The organism is Lactobacillus sp. B4015, from assembly GCF_026536055.1.
Taxonomy (GTDB): Bacteria; Bacillota; Bacilli; order Lactobacillales; family Lactobacillaceae; genus Lactobacillus; species Lactobacillus panisapium.
The window spans coordinates 1-2270 of record NZ_JAFNOY010000018.1; the positions used below are offsets into that span (position 1 = coordinate 1).

Genomic DNA, 2270 nt, shown 5'->3' on the forward strand with positions numbered 1-2270 from the left:
GGCAACAGGAATCGAACCTGATTACAACCATTGCCAGAACTCTTTTAAGAAGGAGTATAAATTTAAAAACTGTTAATAGCTATCAAGAATTTTTTTCTTGATGATACTAATATAACATCTGCAATACCCGATCAGTCCCCGACTTTTCCCCGACTTTCATCCGATTTTTTAAAAACCTTGAGCTCAGGAAAACTAACATCATAGTATAACTTAAATGTATCAATTGTATCGGCGAATTGACATAATGCATAACGCTTTAAATCATCATATCTGGAATCGCTATATTGAACCTTATCAGCAACCTTCCAGTTTTCTAGTTCATCTATATATAATGATTTTAATATCGTTCTAAAAGGCTGCCGTGAACTGTCAAAGCAAGCATCAATTGCTTGATAAATAGCTTTGCACTTATCTTGCGCATCGAAAATTGAAGCCATCTTATGTTCAGCACTGTTACCTCCATGCACTGAGATACCAGTGATATCAAGCTGCGGACTGCTAAGATCAGTGCGATGATAACCAGCTCGAACTAGATATTGTGGAAAATTATATTTGAAAAACTTTCGCACCTTTTCAGCTGTTTGGTATTGATCTATATCAATCATGTAGAAATCAACATTGCCCACAGTCCACAGTCCTTTCTATTGCTTAGTGTAAATATTTCTGTCAATGATATAATGATCATCTTTTTTTAAGTTACACCAATGAAAATATCCTTTGGCTTCTTTTAACTCATAACCCATAGCTCTTAATGCTTTTTGAGTATTAGCAAAATTACTGCAACAAGATAAACTCATTATTTTGAATTTACTTAAGCCCAAACTATAAACCTTAAAATCTTCCCCAATAGCTACATATTTAAATCTTGGTAATGTTTTTAACTTATAATTAGATTTAATTTTTCTAACCTTAGCATAAGAAGATTGAGTTAATTGAGCTGTTTCATAAATGCTATAACCTTTTTTTAAATACTCGATTATTTTTTCTTCTTTAAAATCATTGTAAGTAAAATTAGTTCGTTTAGCGTGCTTAATATGTAACTTTAATCTAATTGATTTTAAAATTGCATTATTTTCAGAAACATTACTTATTGATCCATATTCATCTTCCAGTTTATGGATTAAATCATACGGGATATCCATATCCTACTAACCCCCCATCTACTATCATTAATGCATCTTTTGTACTGCGAGCTATTCCATGTATCACATTATGCGATACCAACATGTTATGAAATCTAATCTGGCCTTTCCTAGGTCTGCCAATTTTTGATTTTACTTCTATATAGAATACTTGATTGTCTACCCAGCGAAATCCATATAAATCGGGATGTCCAGTTGGCAGTCCCGTACTAATATATCTCCCATCTGGCGTTCTGAATTTACCAACATTCGTTCGAAAAACTGTGCAATGATGCTTTGATAATGTGGTTTCTATATCGTCTTGAATTTTATGTTCGCTAGGCATTTTATTTACCACACTTTTGTTTAATGAATACTGACCATCTGGTACTCCCTCTACGATCGCCTAATATTGGCTTTCGACCAATAGCCTTAAACACTTGATTGAACTCAATTTGATTGCTTGACCACTTAAACAATAATGTTCCAGTAGGTTTTAGCACCCTCATGCACTCGTCAAAGCCTTTTTTGATATAGCTTTGCCAATCGCTTTCAGGCAATACTCCATATTTCATCTTTAACCAGCTGTGATCACCGGCTTTAATTAAATGAGGAGGATCAAAGATTACTAAATCAAACGTGTCATCATCAAAAGGCATATTTCTAAAATCAGCAACAATATCAGGATTAACCAGGATAGTTCTAATATATTCTCGATCTTTTACTTCATCTTTTTCACAGCGATTGTCCATAAAGGTAGTATGCGATTCTTGTTTGTCATACCAGAACATCTTAGAGCCACAACATGCATCTAATATTTTCATTTTTAATTATTCCTAATTACTTCTACCCAATCTTCATTAGGTAATCCAAACCGCTCTCCATCTTTCAATTTATAACTGTCCGGTACGTGACCCACATAGGTTCGCTTACCATTCTTGTCAATCTTCCAAACTGCTTTTGCCATTATTCCGCTCCTCAATAAATTTTTTAGCAGAGGTTTCTTTCCAAAATAGATGTGTTAGTAAACACTTTTTAGAGCAATAAGGCCAATTTTCATTATCAATAAAAATTGGATCGTTTCCGCCTAGCTCTTTATAGCAGTTAGTACACATGACTGTTTCTTCTTTTCCATCTTTAATTATCATC

The 2270-nt window shown here is 33.7% G+C and carries 5 protein-coding genes and 1 pseudogene; all 6 read right to left on the reverse strand.

Going from position 1 to position 2270, the window contains the following annotated elements:
- Nucleotides 1-131: 131 nt before the first annotated feature.
- Nucleotides 132-626, reverse strand: coding sequence for an ArpU family phage packaging/lysis transcriptional regulator (locus J3U71_RS11540; RefSeq protein ID WP_267394638.1), 495 nt, complete (start codon nt 624-626; stop codon nt 132-134).
- A gap of 15 nt (nt 627-641) precedes the next feature.
- Nucleotides 642-1142, reverse strand: a complete 501-nt coding sequence (locus tag J3U71_RS11545; RefSeq protein WP_267394640.1) for a hypothetical protein — start codon at nt 1140-1142, stop codon at nt 642-644.
- Nucleotides 1126-1467 carry a VRR-NUC domain-containing protein gene (locus tag J3U71_RS11550; protein ID WP_267394642.1) on the reverse strand — a complete coding sequence of 114 codons (342 nt, stop codon included), beginning with the start codon at nt 1465-1467 and terminating at the stop codon, nt 1126-1128. Before J3U71_RS11550 ends, J3U71_RS11545 begins: the two co-directional genes overlap by 17 nt.
- A 1-nt stretch (nt 1468) precedes the next feature.
- Nucleotides 1469-1945: a methyltransferase domain-containing protein gene (locus J3U71_RS11555; protein ID WP_267394644.1), complete on the reverse strand. Its 477-nt coding sequence runs from the start codon at nt 1943-1945 to the stop codon at nt 1469-1471.
- A 2-nt stretch (nt 1946-1947) separates the two neighbouring features.
- Nucleotides 1948-2088, reverse strand: a complete 141-nt coding sequence (locus J3U71_RS11560) for a hypothetical protein (RefSeq protein ID WP_267394646.1) — start codon at nt 2086-2088, stop codon at nt 1948-1950.
- Nucleotides 2063-2270 (reverse strand): annotated as a pseudogene (locus J3U71_RS11565) (hypothetical protein); the annotation flags it as partial. The gene J3U71_RS11560 and the pseudogene J3U71_RS11565, both read right to left, overlap by 26 nt.